Genomic DNA, 19,642 nt, shown 5'->3' on the forward strand with positions numbered 1-19,642 from the left:
TTCAGCCATTGCCGACAGGGGAATCGCTTCGCCCATGATCCATATCCCGAAGTCCGAATACGCCCGGCGCCGCAAGGCGCTGATGGCGCAGATGGAGCCCAACAGTATCGCCATTCTGCCCGCTGCGGCGGTGGCGATCCGTAACCGTGATGTCGAGCATGTGTACCGCCAGGACAGCGATTTTCAGTACCTGAGCGGCTTCCCCGAGCCCGAGGCCGTGGTGGCCCTGATCCCCGGCCGCGAGCATGGCGAGTACGTGCTGTTCTGCCGCGAGCGTAACCCCGAGCGCGAGCTGTGGGACGGCCTGCGCGCTGGCCAGGAAGGGGCGATTCGCGATTTTGGCGCCGATGATGCGTTCCCTATCGCCGATATCGATGAAATCCTCCCGGGCCTGATCGAGGGCCGCAATCGCGTTTACAGCGCCATGGGCAGCAACGCCGAGTTCGATCGCCATCTCATGGAGTGGATCAACACCATCCGCGCCAAGGCCAAGATGGGTTCGTTGCCACCCAAGGAATTCGTCGCCCTCGACCATCTGCTGCACGACATGCGTCTGTACAAGTCGGCGGCCGAGCTCAAGGTCATGCGCGAGGCCGCGGCCATTTCCTGCCGCGCTCATATCCGTGCGATGCAGGCGTGCCGGGCGGGGCTGCATGAGTTCAGCCTCGAAGCCGAGCTGGAATACGAATTCCGCAAAGGCGGTGCGCGCATGCCGGCCTATGGCTCCATCGTCGCGGCCGGCCGTAACGCCTGCATCCTTCACTATCAGGAGAATGCAGCGGTGCTGAAGGATGGTGACCTGGTGCTGATAGACGCGGGCTGCGAGATCGATTGCTACGCCAGCGACATCACCCGCACCTTCCCGGTCAGCGGGCGGTTTTCTGTCGAGCAGCGGGCGATCTATGAACTGGTGCTCAAATCCCAGGAAGCCGCTTTTGCCGCCATCGGCCCGGACAAACACTGGAATCAGGCCCACGAGGCCACTGTGCAGGTGATCACCGCCGGCTTGGTAGAGCTGGGCCTGTTGCAGGGGACAGTGGAGGAATTGATCGCCAGCGAAGCCTATCGCGCTTTCTACATGCACCGAGCCGGTCACTGGTTGGGCCTGGATGTGCACGACGTCGGCGAATACAAGGTTGGCGGTGCCTGGCGGGTGCTGGAGGTCGGCATGACCCTGACGGTCGAGCCGGGCATTTATATTTCGCCGGACAACCTCAATGTTGCAAAAAAATGGCGAGGCATTGGCGTGCGTATTGAAGACGATGTGGTGGTCACCCGCCATGGCTGCGAGATCCTGACCAATGGCGTGCCCAAGACCGTCGACGAAATCGAGGCCCTGATGGCCGCCGCCAGAACCCAAGCCGCATGAGCCGCGTCAACATAGCGATCATCGGCGGTGGCCTGGTGGGCGCCAGCCTGGCCATGGCGTTGCAGGCTGGCGCCAAGGCGCGTGGCTGGAGCATCAGCCTGATCGAGCGTTTTGCCCCCGGTGACGCTTACCAGCCCAGCTATGACGCGCGCTCTTCGGCGTTGTCGTTCGGTACCCGGCAGATCTACGACCGCCTGGGTCTTTGGCAAGCAGTCAGTCGCCATGCGCAGCCGATCAAGCAGATTCACGTCTCCGACCGTGGCCGTTTTGGCGTGACGCGCTTGAGTGCGATCGAAGAGGGCGTGCCCGCGCTGGGCTATGTGGTGGAGAATGCCTGGCTAGGCACTTGCCTGTGGCAGGGACTCGATCCGGAGGTGGTCTCCTGGCATTGCCCGCGCGAAGTGCGCACCCTGCAGACCCTGCCCGATGGCTACCAGTTGGTGTTGGATGACGGTACTCGCCTGGAATGCGATCTGGCGGTGGTGGCGGACGGTGGCCGTTCCGATCTGCGCGAACAACTGGGCATTGGTGTGCGCACTCGGCCCTACGACCAGAGCGCGCTGATCGCCAACATCACCCCAGGCGAATCTCACAATGGCGAGGCGTTCGAGCGCTTCACCGACGAAGGCCCGATGGCCCTGCTGCCGCTGCCGGAAAACCGCTGCGCGTTGGTCTGGACCCGTCAGGGCATGGACGCGCAGCGGCTGGCCGAGTTGGACGACAGGCACTTCTTGCAGGAGCTGCAAGGGGTCTTTGGCTATCGACTGGGCGCCTTGCTCAAGGTTGGCGCGCGGCAGCTGTATCCGCTGTCGCTGATCGAATCCGAAGAGCAGGTGCGCCCGCACTTGGCGGTGCTTGGCAATGCCGCGCACAGCCTGCATCCGATTGCCGGCCAAGGCTTCAATCTTTCGCTGCGTGACGTGCAGGCGCTGGCCGAGGCGCTGTTGGCCAGCCCCGAGCTCCCGGGCGACTTCGCGACTTTGCAGGGCTATCGTGAGCGTCAGCGTCAGGATCAACAATTGACGGTCGGTTTTTCCGATCAGGTCACGCGTTTGTTTGCCACGCCGCAGCCGCTGGTGGCGGCGGGGCGCAACCTCGGGCTGCTGGGGCTCGACCTGCTGCCGCCGGCCAAGCGCTGGTTCGCGCGGCAGGCCATGGGCCTGGGTACCCGTCCGGATCCTCGCCCCTGATGCCGGTTATTCTCTCTCCCATTCGGCGACCCGTGCGGTCGCCCGTCAAACAGGCTTGACCCCATGGAAACGCGCGCGGATGTGCTGATAGTCGGAGCCGGCATGGTGGGCAGTGCCCTCGCCTTGGCCCTGCAGAACAGCGGTCTGGAGATTCTTCTGCTCGATGGCGGGCCGCTGACGGTCAAGCCGTTTGCCGTCGATGGGCCCTTTGAACCGCGGGTCAGTGCGCTGTCGGTCGCCAGTCAACGCATCCTCGAGCGTGTTGGCGCGTGGGAGGGCGTCCGGCAACGGCGCGCCAGTCCCTACACCGACATGCATGTCTGGGACGGCAGCGGCACGGGGCTGGTGCACTTCTCGGCGTCCAGCGTCCACGCCGAGCATCTGGGGCATATCGTCGAAAACCGCGTGGTTCAGGATGCCCTGCTCGAATGCCTGCATGACAGCGACATCGGCTTGCTGGCCAATGCGCGTCTTGAACAGTTGCGCCACTCCGGGGATGACTGGCTGTTGACCCTGGCCGATGGTCGCCAGTTGCGCTCGCCGCTGGTGATCGCCGCCGATGGCGCGCACTCGGCTGTGCGGCGCCTTGCCGGTTGTGAAACTCGCGAGTGGGATTATCTGCACCACGCCATCGTCACCAGCGTGCGCTGCGACAAGCCCCACGCCAATACCGCCTGGCAGCGCTTCACCGATGACGGCCCGCTGGCCTTCCTGCCGTTGCAGCGCGGTGATGAACACTGGTGTTCGATCGTCTGGTCGATCACCCCGGTGGAAGCCGAGCGGATGATGGCGTTGAACGATGATGCCTTTTGCCGCGCGCTGGAGCGGGCCTTCGAGGGTTGCCTGGGCACCGTGCTGGCGGCAGATCCGCGCCTGTGCGTACCGTTGCGCCAGCGCCACGCCAAGCGCTATGTCGACAATGGCCTGGCCTTGATCGGCGATGCCGCACACACCATTCACCCGCTGGCCGGGCAGGGCGTCAACCTGGGATTTCTCGACGCTGCGGTGCTGGCGGAAGAGCTGCTGGCCGCGGTGCAGCGGGGTGAGCGCTTGGCCGACATGCGCGTGCTGAGCCGTTATGAGCGTCGGCGCATGCCGCACAATCTGGCGCTGATGGCAGCGATGGAAGGCTTCGAGCGGTTGTTCCAGGCTGATCGGCTGCCGTTGCGCTGGTTGCGCAACACGGGCCTCAAACTGGTCGACCAGAGCGCCCAGGCCAAGGCGCTGTTCGTGCGACAGGCGCTGGGGTTGAGCGGCGACCTGCCGGCGTTGGCGCGTCCCTGAAACATCTGGTAACTGCACGGCCGAGAGTTTGATTGTGATGCTAAATGGGATTCACTACCATTTCGCCTCATTTTCAAGCTGAGGCACTTCCCATGGCGTGCAAGCGATTCCTGGCCGCGCTGGCATTGACCCTGTTCGGCAGTCACGCTGTGGCGGCGGACGAAGTGGTGGTGTATTCGTCACGCATCGACGAACTGATCAAACCGGTGTTCGACGCCTATACCGCGCAGACCGGCGTCAAGGTCAAGTTCATCACCGACAAGGAAGCCCCGCTGATGCAGCGCATCAAGGCCGAGGGCAGCAATGCCACCGCCGATCTGCTGCTCACAGTCGATGCCGGCAACCTCTGGCAAGCCGAGCAGATGGGCATTTTGCAGCCCATCGAGTCGCCGATCATCGATGCCAATATCCCCGCACAATATCGCTCGTCCGGCCACGCCTGGACGGGCTTGAGCCTGCGCGCGCGGACCATTGCATACGCAACCGCTCGGGTAAAGCCGGCGGAGCTTTCCACCTATGAAGCCCTGGCGGACAAAGAGTGGGAAGGGCGTTTGTGCCTGCGCACCGCCAAGAAGGTCTACAACCAGTCGTTGACCGCCACCTTGATTGAAACTCACGGCAGCGAGCAGACCGAGCGGATCCTCAAGGGCTGGGTCAACAACCTGTCCACCGATGTTTTTTCCGACGACATTGCCGTGCTCCAGGCCATCGCTGCCGGGCAGTGCGACGTAGGTATCGTCAACACTTACTACTACGGGCGTATGCACAAGCAGGACCCTGCATTGCCGGTCAAGCTGTTCTGGCCCAATCAGGATGATCGTGGCGTGCACGTCAACTTGTCAGGTATCGGCCTGACCCGACATGCACCGCATCCGGCAGCCGCCAAGGCGTTGGTGGAGTGGATGACTGGAGCCGATGCGCAGCGTATTTTCGCGGATACCAATCAGGAGTTTCCAGCCAATCCGAGCGTCGCGCCGTCTGCGGAGGTGGCCAGTTGGGGCGCGTTCAAAGCCGACACGCTACCGGTGGAAGTGGCAGGCAAACGCCAGGCCGAGGCGATTCGCCTGATGGATCGGGTGGGCTGGAATTGATCCTGCCGTTACCAGTAGCAAGGAGGTTTGCCCTCGAATCGGTGTGTCTGGCGCACCTCTGGGCCGGTAATTTTTTTCGGGGGCAAGCTCCCTTGCCGAAAGGATCTGCGTGTTGATGCGCTGGCATCTGCCGGTGTTCGCCGTCGCTGCGTTGGTGCTGCTGCCCCTGAGCGTGTTGCTGCTGTCGTGGCAATCAATCGATGTGCAGATCTGGGGGCATCTGTGGGACACCCAGATGCCACGGCTACTGGGTAATACGCTGGTTCTGATGTTGGGTGTCGGCATTGGTGTCACGGTGCTCGGGGTCAGTCTTGCGTGGCTGACCAGCCTCTGCGAGTTCCCAGGCCGGCGCTGGCTCGACTGGGCGCTGATGCTGCCGTTTGCAATCCCCGCTTACGTGCTGGCGTTCGTCTTCGTCGGCTTGCTGGACTTCGCCGGGCCGCTGCAAAGCCTGCTGCGCGAGTGGTTCGGTGTGGGTCTGCGGCTGCCGCGGGTGCGTTCCACGGGAGGAGTGATCAGCGTCTTGGTGCTGGTGTTCTATCCCTATGTCTACCTGCTTGCGCGTACGGCCTTCCTTGCTCAAGGCAAGGGCCTGATGGAAGCGGCGCGTGTGCTCGGGCAATCGCCCTGGCAGGCGTTCTGGCGGGTCGCGTTACCCATGGCGCGGCCGGCGATCGGTGCCGGGGTCGCGCTGGCGCTGATGGAAACCCTGGCCGATTTCGGCGCGGTGTCGGTATTCAATTTCGATACCTTCACCACGGCCATCTACAAGACCTGGTACGGATTCTTCAGCCTCTCAAGCGCCACCCAACTGGCGAGCCTGCTGTTACTGGCCGTGATGCTGGTGCTCTATGGCGAACGCCGTGCCCGAGGCGCCCATCACGCCGCCAGCGAGCGTCCGCGATTGGGGGCGCTCTATCATCTGCGCGGCTTGAAGGCTGTGGCAGCCACCGCCTGGTGTTCACTGGTGTTCGCCTGTGCCTTTGTAATACCGGTACTGCAATTGCTGGTGTGGTGCTGGCAGCGTGGGCGCTTCGATCTGGACGAACGTTATGCCGCGTTGATCCTGCACACTTTATATCTCGGTGCGATGGCAGCGTTGATCACCGTGGTGATTGCCTCGATGCTGGCTTTTGCTCGACGTTTTTCTCCAACGTCGGGAATACGAGCGGGGGTCAGTTTGGCCAACCTCGGCTACGCATTACCGGGGTCGGTGCTGGCGGTGTCTATCATGCTCGGGTTCAGCTACCTGGATCGGGTGCTGGTGGTGCCCGCATCCAGCGCGTTGGGGGGGGCCGGACGACCATTGCTGCTCGGCAGTCTCGCCGCGCTGCTGCTGGCGTATCTGGTGCGTTTCATGGCGGTCGCCTACGGGCCGCTGGAAAGCAGCCTGGCGCGAATTCGCCCTTCGTTGCCGGAAGCGGCGCAGAGCCTGGGGGCCGACAAGCGGACGGTGCTGCTGAAGGTGTATCTACCGCTGCTGGTGCCGGGCCTGCTGAGCGCCGCCTTGCTGGTATTCGTCGATGTGCTCAAGGAAATGCCTGCCACCTTGCTGATGCGTCCCTTTGGCTGGGACACGCTGGCTGTGCGGATTTTCGAGATGACCAGCGAAGGCGAGTGGGCGCGCGCCTCGTTGCCGGCGTTGACCCTCGTGGCGGTAGGGTTGCTGCCGGTCATCGGCCTGATACGACGTTCGGCGCACGGCGCTGGTCGAAGCTGCTAGTGCCAGTGTCGTCCCTTGCAGCTACAATGCGCGGCATTCGGTGCGGACCGCTCACTCGCGACAGGGGTTGCGGGTGACGGTTATCTCTTTGTTTCATATGGTTTTTGGCTCGGACATTTCATTGAGCCTGAAGCGAGGGCCGCACCTTCGCCACGCCCGGAAGGAGACACCCATGGGACAGCGTACACCACTGTTTGATCTGCACCTCGCACTGGGTGCCAAGCTGGTGGATTTTGGCGGCTGGGATATGCCGCTGCACTACGGTTCCCAGGTTGAGGAACATCATCAGGTGCGTCGCGACTGCGGTGTATTCGACGTCTCGCACATGACTGTCATCGACGTGACCGGGCCTCAGGCCAAGACATGGCTGCGGCGCTTGCTGGCTAATGATGTCGAGCGTCTGCAGTCCATAGGGAGTGCGCTCTACAGTGCCATGCTGGAGCCTGAGGGTGGCATCATCGACGACATGATCGTCTACCTGACCGAGCAAGGTTATCGTCTGGTGGTCAATGCCGCCACCCGAGACAAGGACCTAGCCTGGATGCACGCGCAAGCCGTTGGCTATGACGTCCAAGTACGCGAGTGCGCCGACCTGGCCATGCTCGCCATTCAGGGTCCCAAGGCCCGGCAGCGTCTGGTCGAGGTGCTGGATCAAGCACGGGCGCAGCGTGTGCAGTCGCTCAAGCCATTCGAAGGTGCAGCCGAAGGCGACTGGTACATCGCCCGTACCGGCTATACCGGTGAAGACGGTGTCGAAATTATCCTGCCCGCCACACAGGCGCCGGGGCTGTTCAACGATCTGGTCGGCGCTGGCATCCCTCCCATCGGTCTGGGTGCCCGTGATACCTTGCGCCTGGAAGCCGGTATGAATCTGTACGGCCAGGACATGGACGAGGTCAATTCGCCCTTGGCATCCAATATGGCCTGGTCGGTATGCTGGGACTCGGCCGAGCGTGACTTTATTGGTCGTGCAGCCCTCGAAGCTGAGCGCAGTACCGGTATCGAGCGCAAGCTGGTCGGCCTGGTGCTTGAAGAACGTGGTGTGTTGCGCGCTCATCAGGTGGTACGCATCAGCAAGATTGGCGAAGGGGAGATCACCAGTGGTAGTTTCTCTCCTACGCTTAGCAAGTCGATTGCTTTGGCGCGTGTGCCGATGGCTACCGCTGATCGTGCTGAAGTCGAAATCCGCGGCAAATGGTACCCGGTGCGCGTCGTAAGGCCGACGTTCGTACGTCACGGCAAAACCCTGATCTGATATTTTTTGGCGGCCTACCGCTGACCCTGTTGAGGACAACACTATGAGCGATATCCCAGCCGAACTGCGTTTCGCCGAGAGCCACGAGTGGGCGCGTCTGGAAGCTGATGGCACAGTGACCGTCGGTATTTCCGACCATGCCCAGGAAGCTTTGGGTGACGTGGTATTTGTTGAACTGACCGAGATCGGCAAAACCTTCGCTGCTGCCGATCAGGCGGGCGTGGTTGAGTCGGTGAAAGCGGCGTCGGACATCTATGCGCCTGTTGCAGGCGAAGTCATTGCCGTCAACGACGAGCTCCAGGGTTCGCCAGAGCTGCTGAACAGCGATCCTTACGGGGCTTGGATCTTCAAGCTCAAGCCGGCCAATGCAGGTGATTTGGACAAGCTGCTCGATGCGGCCGGGTACAGGGCTGCAATCGGCGAGTAAGCAGTGTAAGTACTGACAGTTGTGGGAGCGGGCTCTGTCCGCGAAGGGTTCGGCAGCGCTGCGGAACTCTTCGCGGGCAGAGCCCGCTCCCACAATAGTTTTACTGCAAGCAATCAGTGATTCAGTTGTTATCTACAACCGCATTCTTGGCCAGGATAGCATTGGCCAGATCCATGTCCGAAGCCTTCAAGTTTGGATTCTCGGCGCGAACCTTGGCCATGGCAGCCTCCAGATAAGGGCCACGGATGTTGCCGTCGCTGGCAACGAAGCTGCCTGCGTCGTCCTGAGCGGCAATGATCATTTTGTGATCCTTGAACGTCAGGTAGGTCGAGCCCGTGGTGGCGCCGGACGACAGCACCTGACGCAGAAAGCCGTCAGCCATGGCTGAGCCGACAGGCAGGGAAAGCAGGGCGAGCGTGACAGCGGCGATCTTGAGACGCATGACGGAATACTCCAGTTTTATTATTCCTGATCGTTGGATAGGGGCACCAGGCATCAAGTTCCCCGTGGCGCTTTATTCAGGTACTACCAGCAATACGGTGCCGTCCAATCCGGTGACCTGGACCCGTGATCCGACCGCGGCGTCTGGCCCGCGTGCCAGCCATACGCCGTCACCGACTTTGACCTTGCCCCGGCCATCGACAATGGCGTCGGTGACGAGCAGGGTTCGCCCGACGAGCTCCTGACCGCGCATGTTCAGCCCTGGCTGATCGCTGGGGCGCGCCACACTGCGTTGCCTGCGCCACCAGTAGACCGCAGTCAACAAAGAGAGCGCCGCGAACAGCGGTAGCTGCATGGCCCAGGTCAGTGCAGGCACGGCAAAGGTAATGACGCCAACCGCTGCGGCTGCAATGCCCAGCCATAACAGGTAGCCACCGGCACCGAACACTTCGAGGATCAGCAGCACCGTACCCAGTGCCAGCCAGTCCCAGAACGACAGATGTTGCACGAAGTCCAGCATCTTCAGGCCTCAGACTTTCTTGTTGTCGAACGTTGCCTTGATGATTTCTCCGATGCCGCCCACCGAGCCGATGATCGAGCTGGCTTCGAGAGGCATGAGGATGACCTTGCTGTTGTTCGCCGAAGCCAGTTTGCCCAGTGCATCGACGTATTTCTGCGCCACGAAATAGTTGATGGCTTGCACGTTGCCGCTCGCGATCGCTTCTGACACTACCTGCGTCGCGCGAGCTTCCGCCTCTGCCTGTCGCTCCCGTGCTTCGGACTCCAGGAACGCCGCCTGGCGTTCACCCTCGGCTTCCAGAATCTGCGCCTGCTTCTTGCCCTCTGCGGTCAGTATGGCAGCGGCGCGCAGGCCCTCGGCCTCGAGAATCTGTGCGCGCTTGACCCGCTCGGCTTTCATCTGCCCGCTCATGGCCGCCATGAGGTCGGCGGGAGGGCTGATGTCCTTGATCTCGATACGGGTAATCTTGATGCCCCAGGGGGCGGTTGCTTCGTCCACGGTACGCAACAGTTTTTCGTTGATGCCATCACGCTGGCTGAGCATGGCGTCCAGCTCCATGGAGCCGAGTACGGTACGGATATTGGTCTGCAGCAAGTTGCGAATGGCATGCTCGAGGTTGTTGACCTCGTAGGCAGCCTGGGCGGTGTTGACCACCTGAAAGAAGCACACGGCGTCGATCTGCACCGTGGCGTTGTCGGCGGTGATGACTTCCTGTGGCGGAATGTCGAGCACGCTTTCCATGACGTTGATCTTGCGACCGATGCGGTCCATCACCGGCACGATGATGTTGAGGCCGGGCTTCAGGGTGTTGGTATAGCGGCCGAAGCGCTCCACCGTCCACTGGTAGCCCTGCGGCACGACCTTGAAACCCATGAAGATGATGGCCACGACCAGGCCGACGAAGAGCAGTAGCACGCTACCGATTTGCATGACGAATCCCTGTTCAAGATTGCTGAATCAATGATTGTGAGCGCTGTTGGGGCAGTGATCTAGCGGTAGTTTGTGTCAGCAAGTGATTACCCATGGCGCCGGCCATGCCTGACTACTTCACGCCGCTGTGGGGCGTCGTGCGCAGCACTTCCTCGACTGTGGTCTGGCCGTTCGCAACCTTCTGCGCGCCAGACACGCGCAGGCTGCGCATGCCTTCAAGGTAGGCCTGGCGCTTGAGGGCAGCGAGGTCGGTATCGAGCTGGATGTGGTGCTTGAGGCTGTCGCTCAGGAGCATTATTTCGTACACCCCGGCACGGCCGCGATAGCCGGTCTCGCGGCATTCCGCGCAGCCTATCGCCCGTTGTGCACCGCTGGGCACCGGGGCTTGCCAGGGGCGGGTCAGCTCGTGCCAATCGCTGGCCGCGAGCGTATACGGCGCTTTGCAGTGGTTGCACAGCGTGCGCACCAGGCGCTGCGCCATGACCCCCAGCACCGTGGCCTTGATCAGATAATGGGCGACACCCAGTTCAAGCAGCCGGCTGATCGCGCTCGGCGCATCGTTGGTATGCAGGGTCGAGAGCACCAGGTGTCCGGTGAGCGCCGCTTGTATGGCCATTTCAGCGGTTTCCAGGTCGCGGATCTCACCCACCATGATGATGTCCGGGTCCTGGCGCATGAGTGCTCGCACGCCGCTGGCGAAGGTGAGGTCGATATTTGCCTGGACCTGCATCTGGTTGAACGCCGGCTCGACCATTTCGATAGGGTCTTCGATGGTGCACAGGTTGACTTCGGGGGTGGCGAGCTTCTTGAGCGTGGTGTAAAGCGTGCTGGTCTTGCCCGAGCCTGTCGGACCGGTCACCAGAATGATGCCGTTGGTCTGCCCGGTCATGCCTTGCCAGCGGCTCAAGTCGTCACCGCTCAGGCCCAGCGCGTCGTAGTCCCTGAGCAGCACCTCGGGATCGAATATTCGCAACACCATCTTTTCGCCAAAGGCTGTCGGCAGCGTCGCCAGGCGCAGTTCCACGTCACTGCCGCCGGGCGACTGCGTCTTGACCCTGCCGTCCTGAGGTTTGCGTTTTTCTGCGACGTTCATGCGCCCCAGGCTTTTCAGGCGGCTGACGATGGCCATGATCACCTGGGGCGGGAACTGGTAGACGTTGTGCAGCATGCCATCGATGCGAAAGCGTACGCTGCCGTGCTCGCGGCGCGGTTCGATGTGGATATCGCTGGCGCGCTGTTCGAAGGCGTAATGGAACAGCCAGTCGACGATGTCGATGATGTGCGAATCGTTGGCGTCGGGTTCACGATCACTGGCGCCGAGCTTGAGCAGTTGTTCGAAATTGCCCGGCGTCTTGTCGGTTTGATCGACGTGACTGGCACCACTGACCGATTTTGCCAGCCGGTAGAACTCCAGCGTGTAGCGCTGGATGTCGAGCGGATTGGCCAGTACCCGGCGGATCGGCTTTTGCAACGCATGACTGAGGTCCTGGAGCCAGGACGTTACATAGGGCTGCGCGCTGGCCACGGTAATGGTGCCGGCATCGGCTTCCACGGCGAGTATCCCATGGCGATGGGCAAAGGCATGGGACATCACCGGCGTGACGGCGGCGACATCGATTTTAAGTGGATCGATACGCAGATAAGGCAGCCCGGCTTGCTGAGCCAGCCATATGGTCAGCTGTTCAATTTCCAGGCAATGGCCCGGGTGGCTGAGATCGGCGATCTGTTGCCCGGCCATGAACTCCAGTGGGTGGCGATCACGGTGATGGGCCGACTGATACGCTTTGAGCAACGGCTCGCGGGTGTCGGCAAGGATGAAACCCTGGGCGATCAGCTCGTCCAGCAAGTCTCCAAGCCCCAGCGGGCGATCGGTGGTGGTCTGGCTCACTGCGCCCTCCCGGGCAGTGCCGTGGGGCGTCCTGCGCCACGTCTGGACAGCCAGAAGAGCAAAAACAGCGTGCCATGATCAATCGCGGCAATCGTTGCCGCAGATGTCAGGCCTGTGCCGCGTTATGACTTGCGCCACCGACAGCTTTCAATGCTCCAGCCGGTTCGAGCTCGACTGAACACACTTCGACAAGATTGCGCATTTTTTGCGCTATCACTTCCGCGCGATGCCAAGTCACGTCGTGCAGTTCCAGTTCGATATGCAGGAGATCGTCATCGCGGACCATTTCGATGCGTTGGGCAATGAGGTATTGCATGGCAAACAGGTTGAGCAATCGACAGGGCAAATCCGCCTGTGCCTCGGCCACCAGGCGAAAGCGCACTGCAGTGGTCGGGTTGCCCGCCGCCCAGACATCCGGGCGCGGGCAGGGATCGTTCATGGCGTGCAATGTGGTCATGGGCCGGCTCCTGATTCAGTCGGGCCATTGTTCCATGAGTATCGAGATATTTCTTAGCGATTATTTCGAGTTTTTCCGCTATTTTGAATTGATCATGCTCACTAAGTGCTTAACGAGATATTTCTATGCAAAGCGAGCTGGATAACTACGACCGCAAGATTCTCGCGCTGCTGCAGGAAGATGCTTCGCTGTCCAGCGCTCAGATCGCAGAACAGGTCGGGCTTTCTCAGTCGCCCTGCTGGCGGCGGATTCAACGAATGAAGGAGGAGGGCGTGATTCGCGCCCAGGTGACCTTGCTTGATCGCAAGAAGATCGGCCTCAACACGCAGATTTTCGCGGAGGTGAAACTCAACGCTCACGGGCGCTCCAATTTTACCGAGTTCACCGAAGCGATTCGCGGCTTCCCGGAGGTGCTGGAGTGTTATGTGCTGATGGGGGCGGTGGATTTTCTGTTACGGATCGTGACTCCGGACATTGAAGCCTACGAGCGGTTCTTTTTCGAGAAACTGTCGATGGTGCCGGGGATTCAGGAGGTCAACTCGACAGTGGCCTTGTCAGAGATCAAGTCCACCACGAGTCTGCCGGTGCTGCGCCCTGTGTAGCGAGGGGGCAAGCCCTCCTTCGCTACACCGGTGCTGACTTTATTTGCGGACCAGTTGTTTCCAGGCCCGAGTCTGGGACACGGCCAGGGCCTGGTGGACGCGGGCGTCGAGGACTTCGTCGCTGATTTGCTGGGTGGCCAGCGCCTGCAACTTGTTCAGGTCGCCGTACAGGCGATCCAGCTCAGGCACGTCCAGCACGCCACGCGCATGGTGCATCCAGGCCTGAATGCGCTCGATACGCGGCAGCTGTTCGGCCAGGTCCTCGGGCTGTTGCTGGTAGCGCTGCAGTTGCAAGGCAGCGCCTTCTTCGGCAATGAAATGCGCCAGCCAGTTGGCCAGTTGCGCGGCGCCTTGGCGATTGCCGCGATTGTTGCGCTCGACGGTCCAGGCGCATGCTAGCAGCCAGCGCGAGGTGTTCAGCGAGAACAGGCCCCAGCGTGGGTCTTGCAGCTCTTCGGCGAACTGCTCGGGCGCGGCGCGGCGCACGTCTTCGTCTTCCTGGCCGGCTTCCACCAATGGGCGCCAGTCTTCGAGCAGCAGGTCAAGGGCGCTGCGCAGTTCGCTGGAGGTGGCGCGCGGCGCCGCCTGGCCGAGGCTGCCCAGCAATGCACGCAGTTCGATCAATTGCGTGACCCAATCCTGCAGCAGGCGCCAATGGCCGTTGAAACGGTATTGCTCGGCCAGGCGCTGGCTGCTCGCCAATAGGTGCCAAGCGAGGCCGGTAAAGGCGTCGTCCAGCGAAGTTTCGGCGCTCAGCTCTGGCGCGGGCAGGCTCAAGGCATAGCTGTTGGCATCGAACAGACGATATCCACGCTCAGCCTTGCTGATGTCGCAGGGCATCAGCGGCAGGGTCGCGGCCAGCTCGGCGGCCAATTCCAGCAGGGCGGCGGGCTCGCCCTCGCGCAGTTCCAGTTCCAGTTCGCAGATTTCTTCCGACTGCTTGCCGACGATGACCTTGCCCAGATCCAGGGCGGCCTCGATCACGACTTTGCTCTTGCCTCGGCCCCAGGCGATTTCAGCGCGCTCGCGGACGAAATCGGTGGTGAATACCGGCTTGATGGTTTTTTTGTCCAGCTCGGCCAGCTGCGCCGGCCAGCATTCGTCATCGAGTTTTTTCAGGTCCAGCTTGGCCTTGGCCAGTTTCCAGTCGTATTCGTTACGCTCCGACAGCCCGGCAACGCTTTGGCCGCGGGTCTTGAGGGTCTGGATGAACTCGTCGCCGTCACGGCGCAGGCGCAGGGCAACCTTGGCCCCGGCAAGGTCACGCTCGGGTGTATCGAAGTACTGGTTGAACAGTTCGCGGCGTTCCCAGCCACTTTTGTTGCGCTTTTTCAGCAGCGGGTGCTCGCGCAAGGCGATGAGAGTTTCGCGGCTGACGCGCAGTTTGATTTCGGTTTCTTTTTGCATGGCGGGAAAATCCAGGCGCTGGCGTAATGCCGCGCAGACGCTAAATAAAGGAGCTGCTATGGCCGAGCAGTGTACAGGAGTGTTGCGCTGACGGTTTATTCTCGACGTCAGATGGCTCTATGATGGGCTTCGCCCTGGGAGAATGCGCATGCCTTTGCCGTCCATGAAAGACCAGTTTGCCGCCCTGATCGCGGTGCCATCGGTGAGCTGTACGCAGCCGAACCTCGATCTGTCCAACCGCCCGGTGATCGATCTGCTGGCCGGCTGGTTGGGGGACCTGGGCTTCGCCTGCGATATCCAGCAGGTCTCTCCCGGCAAGTTCAATCTGCTGGCCACTTACGGCAGCGGCCCAGGCGGGCTGGTGCTGGCCGGCCACAGCGACACCGTACCCTTCGACGAAAAACTGTGGCAGACCGATCCGCTCAAGCTCACTGAGGTGGACGGGCGCTGGGTCGGCCTGGGCAGCTGTGACATGAAAGGGTTTTTCGCGCTGGCGATCGAGGCAGTAAAGCCGCTGCTCGATCAACCCTTCAAGCAGCCGCTGCTGATTCTCGCCACGTGCGATGAAGAGAGCTCGATGTCCGGTGCGCGTGCCTTGGCCGAAGCCGGGCGTCCGCTAGGGCGTGCAGCAGTGATCGGCGAGCCGACCGGGCTCAAGCCGATTCGCCTGCACAAGGGCGTGATGATGGAGCGCATCGATATCCTTGGCCAGAGTGGCCATTCTTCTGATCCGAGCCTGGGCCACAGCGCGCTCGAGGCCATGCACGAGGCTATCTCCGAGCTCAAGGGCTTGCGCCAGCAATGGCAGCGTGAATATCGCAATCCGCAATTCAGCGTGCCGCAACCGACCCTCAACTTCGGTTGCATTCACGGCGGTGACAACCCCAATCGCATCTGCGGGCAATGCTCGCTTGAATTCGATCTGCGGCCGCTGCCGGGTATGGACCCTGAGGTGTTGCGGGCGGCGATCCGCCAGAAGCTGGTACCGTTGGCCGAGCAGCATCAGGTCAAGATCGACTATAAACCGCTGTTTCCGGAAGTACCGCCGTTCGAACAACTGGCCGATGCCGAGCTGGTACGGGTTGCCGAGCGCCTCACCGGGCACACCGCAGCCGCAGTGGCCTTTGGGACCGAAGCCCCGTACTTTCAGCGTCTGGGTTGTGAAACGCTGGTATTGGGCCCTGGGGATATAGCCTGTGCGCATCAGCCGGGCGAGTATCTGGAAATGTCACGTTTGCAGCCGACCGTGCGTCTATTGCAACAATTGGTAGAACATTATTGTCTGGCCTCGGTCTCTGAGTAGTGATCGAGCGATCTGCCACTCCAGAGGCCGCCCCTAAAGTGATAGCCCTGTTGACCGTATCTGAAAGGAGCATGCGCGTGTTGCCAAGCCTGTTTCGACGATAACCCACAACACCCAAGTTGCGTTTTCACGTTTCGTCCAATTTTTTACAGGCTCATTTCAGCATGCCCGAGTACGTTAACTGGCTTCGTCACGCCTCGCCCTATATCAATGCCCACCGGGACTGCACCTTTGTGGTGATGCTGCCGGGGGACGGGGTCGACCACCCCAACTTCGGTAATATCGTTCACGACCTGGTCTTGTTGCACAGCCTGGGGGTGCGCCTGGTGCTGGTGCACGGCTCGCGCCCGCAGATCGAAGAGCGCCTGGCCGCAAGGGGTATCACCCCGCACTACCACCACGGGCTGCGCATCACTGACGCGGCCACGCTGGATTGTGTTATCGATGCTGTCGGGTATTTGCGTATCGCCATCGAAGCGCGCCTGTCGATGGACATGGCCTCGTCGCCGATGCAGGGTTCACGCCTGCGCGTGGCGGGCGGCAATCTGGTCACCGCGCGGCCGATCGGCGTGGTCGAGGGGGTGGATTATCACCATACCGGGCTGGTACGCAGGGTCGATCGCAAGGGTATCAACAAGTTGCTCGATGAGCGCTCGATCGTATTGCTGTCGCCGCTGGGCTACTCGCCCACCGGAGAAATTTTCAACATCGCCTGTGAAGACGTCGCGACGCGGGCGGCTATCGACCTGGGTGCCGACAAGCTGTTGCTGTTCGGCGCCGAACCCGGCTTGCTCGACGAACACGGCAAGCTGGTGCGGGAGCTGGGCCCGGCACAGGTGCCGGCGCACCTGTTGCGTCTGGGCAGCGACTATCAAGGCGAGCTGCTGGATGCGGCCGCCGAGGCTTGCAAGGGCGGCGTGGCCCGCAGCCACATCGTCAGCTATGCCGAAAATGGCGCCTTGCTGACCGAGCTGTTCACGCGCGATGGTGGCGGTACGCTGGTGGCGCAGGAGCAGTTCGAGAAGGTCCGCGAGGCCAATATCGAGGACGTGGGCGGATTGATCGAACTGATCAGCCCACTGGAAGAACAGGGGATTCTGGTACGCCGCTCACGCGAGGTACTGGAGCGGGAAATCACCCAATTCAGCGTGGTCGAGCGCGAGGGGATGATCATCGCCTGTGCGGCGCTGTACCCGATTGCGGACTCTCAGGCTGCGGAGCTTGCTTGCCTGGCGGTCAATCCTGAGTACCGCCATGGTGGGCGTGGCGATGAACTGTTGGAGCGCATCGAGGTGCGTGCCAAAGCGCTTGGGATCAATACCCTGTTCGTCCTCACCACCCGCACGGCGCACTGGTTCCGCGAGCGTGGTTTTATTCCTAGTGGTGTCGAGCGTCTGCCTGCTGCCCGGGCGTCGCTGTACAACTATCAGCGTAATTCGAAGATCTTCGAGAAGGCGTTGTAAGGCTCTGCAGTGGCGTCGTTGCCACTGGCCTCTTCGCTGCCCGACGCGCGCCCTTGCTCCCACTGGTGTACGACTCCGGATCGGTTGGCACTGGGAGACGTCAAACCGCATCACGCGGCAGCATCAGATTCAGTGGCAACACCACCCGCGCTTCGAGGCCGCCGCCTGACCGGTTACGTAGCTCCACGTTGCCGCCGTGCATCAGCACGATGCGCTTGACGATGGCCAGGCCCAGGCCCGTGCCTTTGCCGCTGCGGGCCAGATCGCCGCGCGTGAATGGATTGAAAATACCTTCGAGTTCCGCTGGGTCGATGCCGGTGCCACGGTCCAGAACGCTGAGCACGACATACGGCGCGCTTGAGTCCTCGGCCACGTAGGCGGCGACTTCGACGCCGCTGCCCGCATGATGAAGCGCATTGCCGATCAGATTGTTCAGCAGGCGCTTGATCGAAATTCTTCGCAGCGGGAAGGGCGGGATCGTTTCGAGGCACAGCCGCACCCGCTCTTCGGGCTGATTGAATTGGGCGACGGTATGGCGAATGAGGTCGCACAGGTCTACCTCCTCGATCGTCTCGTCGCGGCCATCCCGGATAAACGCCAGGAACTGGTCGAGGATGGCGTCCATGTCTTCGATGTCACGGACCATGTCTTCGCTCAGATCGCTGTCGCCGCTCATCAATTCAAGGGAAAGCCGCAGGCGAGTCAAGGGTGTTCGCAGGTCGTGGGACACGCCGGCCAGCATCAGTTCGCGCTCCCGGGCCGCTTGTTCGACATCCTCGGCCATCTGGTTGAACGAGCGGTATACCTCGGCCATTTCGCTCGGCGTATCGCTGATCGGCAAGCGGACGCTGCGGCCCTGGCCCAGTTGTCTGGCAGCGAACACCAGGCGCTTGAGCGGTTGATTGAGCTGGCGCACGAAGATCCAGGCCGATGCCGTCGACAGCAGTCCGATCGCCAGGAACCAGCCCAGCACGCTCCAGATTTTCTGGCCGCGCAAGGGGTGAGGATACAAGGGTACCTTCAACCAGCCTGGGCCCAGGCTCGGGGCCTGCACCCAGAGCGCGGGCGGAGCATGCACGCGCAGTCGCACTTCGGTATCGTTGCCCAGTTCGGCCTGCATCTGGCGCTGGTAGATTTCGCTGTAGGGCCAGTGTTGTTCGCCTTCGGGCACTCCGCCGCCCACGACCCGGATCAGGCCCGCCGCTTCGGCGATCTGATCGCGATTGGACTCGTCGGCCGCCCAGTACGCGCGCAAGGTCAGGGCCACACCGTGACTGTACTGACGGTCGACCAGCACATCCTCGTTCATCAGCAGGTAGACGAGCGTCAGTGCCTTGGAGAACAGCACGACGATCAGCACCAGCCAGAGCGTGCGCGAGAAGAAACTCTGGGGGAACCACAACGGGGTTTTCATAGGCTTGAGCACATAACTTTGCAGGCGCGAGACGGGCTCGCAACAATGCGGACAGCGGGCCGCCCACAACGCAAAACCCCCGTCTGGGGGTTGGGGTTGCAGGGCGGCCCGCTTCTACAGGTCAGGCTTTACGCCTTGCTTTTGCCGCCGTCCGGTACGAAGACATACCCCACGCCCCAGACCGTCTGGATATACCGCGGCTTGGAAGGGTCCGGTTCGATCATTCGGCGCAGCCGCGAGATCTGCACGTCGATGGAGCGCTCCAGCGCATCCCATTCACGACCGCGTGCCAGATTCATCAGTTTGTCGCGGGTCAGGGGTTCGCGTGCATGCATTACCAGTGCCTTGAGTACAGCAAACTCGCCGGTGGTCAGCATGTGCAATTCATCGCCGCGACGCAGTTCACGAGTGGCCAGGGACAGTTCGTAATCACCGAAAGTGACGGACTCGTCCTCGCTGCCGGGCGCGCCCGGGACTGGGGCGGACTGGCGGCGGAGCACCGCTTTGACCCGTGCCATCAGTTCATCCGGGTTGAATGGCTTGGCCAGGTAATCGTCGGCACCCAGCTCCAGGCCCTTGATGCGGCTCAGCTCGTCGCCTTTGGCGGTCAGCATGATGATCGGAATCTGGTTCTTGGCGGCCCGCAGGCGTCGGCAGGCGGACAGGCCATCTTCGCCGGGCAGCATCAGATCGAGCACGACCAGGTTGAAGACTTCACGGGTCAGCAAACGGTCCATCTGCTCGGCATTGGGCACGGCGCGCGCGCGATAACCCTTGTTGGTGAAAAAACGCTCCAGAAGGCTGCTCAGGCCTGGATCGTCATCGACGATGAGGATTTTGTCGCCTTCAACAGGGAGGACAGTGCTGCTCATGAATAG

The 19,642-nt window shown here is 61.8% G+C and carries 18 protein-coding genes; 10 read left to right on the forward strand and 8 right to left on the reverse strand.

Translation table 11 applies throughout. The features are described 5' to 3' along the window. The first annotated feature begins 34 nt into the window (after window positions 1–34). From pepP to gcvH, 7 genes are all read left to right on the forward strand, one after another. Window positions 35–1,369 carry a Xaa-Pro aminopeptidase gene (pepP, locus tag REH34_RS16890; protein ID WP_226504060.1) on the forward strand — a complete coding sequence of 445 codons (1,335 nt, stop codon included), beginning with the start codon at window positions 35–37 and terminating at the stop codon, window positions 1,367–1,369. After that, window positions 1,366–2,559 carry a 2-octaprenyl-6-methoxyphenyl hydroxylase gene (gene ubiH / locus REH34_RS16895; RefSeq protein WP_311968523.1) on the forward strand — a complete coding sequence of 398 codons (1,194 nt, stop codon included), beginning with the start codon at window positions 1,366–1,368 and terminating at the stop codon, window positions 2,557–2,559. The genes pepP and ubiH overlap by 4 nt, the downstream gene beginning before the upstream one ends. 63 nt (window positions 2,560–2,622) lie before the next feature. After that, window positions 2,623–3,843, forward strand: a complete 1,221-nt coding sequence (locus tag REH34_RS16900; protein ID WP_311968524.1) for a 2-octaprenyl-3-methyl-6-methoxy-1,4-benzoquinol hydroxylase — start codon at window positions 2,623–2,625, stop codon at window positions 3,841–3,843. A gap of 92 nt (window positions 3,844–3,935) precedes the next feature. Next, window positions 3,936–4,934, forward strand: coding sequence for an extracellular solute-binding protein (locus REH34_RS16905; RefSeq protein ID WP_311968525.1), 999 nt, complete (start codon window positions 3,936–3,938; stop codon window positions 4,932–4,934). A gap of 115 nt (window positions 4,935–5,049) precedes the next feature. Continuing rightward, the gene (locus tag REH34_RS16910; RefSeq protein WP_311968526.1) at window positions 5,050–6,657 is read left to right on the forward strand and encodes an iron ABC transporter permease; all 1,608 of its coding nucleotides are present in this window, start codon (window positions 5,050–5,052) and stop codon (window positions 6,655–6,657) included. A 172-nt stretch (window positions 6,658–6,829) separates the two neighbouring features. Beyond that, entirely contained in the window at window positions 6,830–7,912 is a 1,083-nt protein-coding gene (gene gcvT, locus REH34_RS16915; protein ID WP_226504065.1) for a glycine cleavage system aminomethyltransferase GcvT, read from the forward strand. A 43-nt stretch (window positions 7,913–7,955) separates the two neighbouring features. Further along, window positions 7,956–8,339, forward strand: a complete 384-nt coding sequence (gene gcvH, locus REH34_RS16920; RefSeq protein ID WP_311968527.1) for a glycine cleavage system protein GcvH — start codon at window positions 7,956–7,958, stop codon at window positions 8,337–8,339. A 121-nt stretch (window positions 8,340–8,460) separates the two neighbouring features. Here gcvH and REH34_RS16925 read toward each other — a convergent pair whose 3' ends face one another. The 5 genes from REH34_RS16925 to REH34_RS16945 form a co-directional block, all read right to left on the reverse strand. Next, complete coding sequence (locus tag REH34_RS16925) at window positions 8,461–8,781, reverse strand: DUF2388 domain-containing protein (protein WP_311968528.1); 321 nt, start codon at window positions 8,779–8,781, stop codon at window positions 8,461–8,463. Window positions 8,782–8,853: 72 nt separating this feature from the next. Further along, window positions 8,854–9,300 carry an NfeD family protein gene (locus tag REH34_RS16930; protein WP_311968529.1) on the reverse strand — a complete coding sequence of 149 codons (447 nt, stop codon included), beginning with the start codon at window positions 9,298–9,300 and terminating at the stop codon, window positions 8,854–8,856. Window positions 9,301–9,309: 9 nt separating this feature from the next. Continuing rightward, window positions 9,310–10,230, reverse strand: coding sequence for an SPFH domain-containing protein (locus tag REH34_RS16935; protein WP_226504069.1), 921 nt, complete (start codon window positions 10,228–10,230; stop codon window positions 9,310–9,312). Between the two features lie 112 nt (window positions 10,231–10,342). Continuing rightward, window positions 10,343–12,118: a GspE/PulE family protein gene (locus tag REH34_RS16940; RefSeq protein WP_311968530.1), complete on the reverse strand. Its 1,776-nt coding sequence runs from the start codon at window positions 12,116–12,118 to the stop codon at window positions 10,343–10,345. A gap of 106 nt (window positions 12,119–12,224) precedes the next feature. Then, window positions 12,225–12,575: a hypothetical protein gene (locus REH34_RS16945; protein WP_311968531.1), complete on the reverse strand. Its 351-nt coding sequence runs from the start codon at window positions 12,573–12,575 to the stop codon at window positions 12,225–12,227. A gap of 125 nt (window positions 12,576–12,700) precedes the next feature. On the opposite strand from REH34_RS16945, the gene REH34_RS16950 reads away from it, so the two are divergent. Continuing rightward, on the forward strand, window positions 12,701–13,177 hold the full coding sequence (locus tag REH34_RS16950; protein WP_311968532.1) for an Lrp/AsnC family transcriptional regulator: 477 nt from the start codon (window positions 12,701–12,703) through the stop codon (window positions 13,175–13,177). Between the two features lie 39 nt (window positions 13,178–13,216). On the opposite strand, the gene REH34_RS16955 is transcribed toward REH34_RS16950, so the two are convergent. Further along, window positions 13,217–14,584 carry a CYTH domain-containing protein gene (locus REH34_RS16955; RefSeq protein WP_311968533.1) on the reverse strand — a complete coding sequence of 456 codons (1,368 nt, stop codon included), beginning with the start codon at window positions 14,582–14,584 and terminating at the stop codon, window positions 13,217–13,219. A 148-nt stretch (window positions 14,585–14,732) separates the two neighbouring features. On the opposite strand from REH34_RS16955, the gene argE reads away from it, so the two are divergent. Together argE and argA are read left to right on the forward strand one after the other, a co-directional pair. Further along, window positions 14,733–15,887, forward strand: a complete 1,155-nt coding sequence (gene argE, locus REH34_RS16960) for an acetylornithine deacetylase (RefSeq protein WP_226504074.1) — start codon at window positions 14,733–14,735, stop codon at window positions 15,885–15,887. Between the two features lie 164 nt (window positions 15,888–16,051). After that, entirely contained in the window at window positions 16,052–17,350 is a 1,299-nt protein-coding gene (gene argA / locus REH34_RS16965; protein WP_226504075.1) for an amino-acid N-acetyltransferase, read from the forward strand. 100 nt (window positions 17,351–17,450) lie between these two features. Here argA and REH34_RS16970 read toward each other — a convergent pair whose 3' ends face one another. Together REH34_RS16970 and ompR are read right to left on the reverse strand one after the other, a co-directional pair. Further along, entirely contained in the window at window positions 17,451–18,764 is a 1,314-nt protein-coding gene (locus REH34_RS16970) for an ATP-binding protein (protein ID WP_226504076.1), read from the reverse strand. A 128-nt stretch (window positions 18,765–18,892) separates the two neighbouring features. Further along, on the reverse strand, window positions 18,893–19,636 hold the full coding sequence (ompR, locus tag REH34_RS16975) for a two-component system response regulator OmpR (RefSeq protein ID WP_226504077.1): 744 nt from the start codon (window positions 19,634–19,636) through the stop codon (window positions 18,893–18,895). Window positions 19,637–19,642 lie beyond the last annotated feature (6 nt).

This window comes from Pseudomonas baltica, from assembly GCF_031880315.1.
GTDB lineage: Bacteria > Pseudomonadota > Gammaproteobacteria > Pseudomonadales > Pseudomonadaceae > Aquipseudomonas.

Excerpts from the sequence above, each read along its gene's own strand:
- REH34_RS16900 (WP_311968524.1), top strand. The coding sequence starts at position 2,623 with ATGGAAACGCGCGCGGATGTGCTGATAGTCGGAGCCGGCATGGTGGGC.
- ubiH (WP_311968523.1), top strand. The coding sequence starts at position 1,366 with ATGAGCCGCGTCAACATAGCGATCATCGGCGGTGGCCTGGTGGGCGCC.
- gcvH (WP_311968527.1), top strand. The coding sequence starts at position 7,956 with ATGAGCGATATCCCAGCCGAACTGCGTTTCGCCGAGAGCCACGAGTGG.
- ompR (WP_226504077.1), bottom strand. The coding sequence starts at position 19,636 with ATGAGCAGCACTGTCCTCCCTGTTGAAGGCGACAAAATCCTCATCGTC.
- REH34_RS16950 (WP_311968532.1), top strand. The coding sequence starts at position 12,701 with ATGCAAAGCGAGCTGGATAACTACGACCGCAAGATTCTCGCGCTGCTG.
- REH34_RS16935 (WP_226504069.1), bottom strand. The coding sequence starts at position 10,230 with ATGCAAATCGGTAGCGTGCTACTGCTCTTCGTCGGCCTGGTCGTGGCC.
- REH34_RS16910 (WP_311968526.1), top strand. The coding sequence starts at position 5,050 with ATGCGCTGGCATCTGCCGGTGTTCGCCGTCGCTGCGTTGGTGCTGCTG.
- pepP (WP_226504060.1), top strand. The coding sequence starts at position 35 with ATGATCCATATCCCGAAGTCCGAATACGCCCGGCGCCGCAAGGCGCTG.
- argE (WP_226504074.1), top strand. The coding sequence starts at position 14,733 with ATGCCTTTGCCGTCCATGAAAGACCAGTTTGCCGCCCTGATCGCGGTG.
- REH34_RS16905 (WP_311968525.1), top strand. The coding sequence starts at position 3,936 with ATGGCGTGCAAGCGATTCCTGGCCGCGCTGGCATTGACCCTGTTCGGC.
- argA (WP_226504075.1), top strand. The coding sequence starts at position 16,052 with ATGCCCGAGTACGTTAACTGGCTTCGTCACGCCTCGCCCTATATCAAT.
- REH34_RS16970 (WP_226504076.1), bottom strand. The coding sequence starts at position 18,764 with ATGAAAACCCCGTTGTGGTTCCCCCAGAGTTTCTTCTCGCGCACGCTC.
- gcvT (WP_226504065.1), top strand. The coding sequence starts at position 6,830 with ATGGGACAGCGTACACCACTGTTTGATCTGCACCTCGCACTGGGTGCC.
- REH34_RS16945 (WP_311968531.1), bottom strand. The coding sequence starts at position 12,575 with ATGACCACATTGCACGCCATGAACGATCCCTGCCCGCGCCCGGATGTC.
- REH34_RS16930 (WP_311968529.1), bottom strand. The coding sequence starts at position 9,300 with ATGCTGGACTTCGTGCAACATCTGTCGTTCTGGGACTGGCTGGCACTG.
- REH34_RS16925 (WP_311968528.1), bottom strand. The coding sequence starts at position 8,781 with ATGCGTCTCAAGATCGCCGCTGTCACGCTCGCCCTGCTTTCCCTGCCT.
- REH34_RS16955 (WP_311968533.1), bottom strand. The coding sequence starts at position 14,584 with ATGCAAAAAGAAACCGAAATCAAACTGCGCGTCAGCCGCGAAACTCTC.